General features: G+C 58.5%; 1 protein-coding gene. It reads right to left on the minus strand.

The window, feature by feature from the left end; translation table 11 throughout:
* Positions 1 to 260, minus strand: a 260-nt coding sequence (locus tag SB764_RS41910) for an ATP-binding cassette domain-containing protein (protein ID WP_410867024.1), incomplete at both ends; no start/stop codon positions are given.

Raw genomic sequence — 260 nt, forward strand, 5'->3', positions numbered from 1 at the left:
ATAGCGTGCATTTTCTCCTGCTGTGCCGCGTTCAGTTTCAATCGCGGATTTAGCGCCAGCCTGATGTTCTGCGCGACCGTCAGGTGACTGAACAGGTTGTTTTCCTGAAACAGCATCGACACCGGACGGCGTGACGGCGGCTTCGTGGTGTGATCAACGCCGTCGATAGTCAGCGAACCGCTCGCTGGCGGCAGAAAACCGGCGATCAAGTTCAGCAGGGTACTTTTACCTGCGCCGCTTGGCCCGAGCATCGCCACCTG

Origin of the sequence: Paraburkholderia sp. SIMBA_027, from assembly GCF_046535315.1 — a bacterium.
GTDB lineage: Bacteria > Pseudomonadota > Gammaproteobacteria > Burkholderiales > Burkholderiaceae > Paraburkholderia > Paraburkholderia tropica.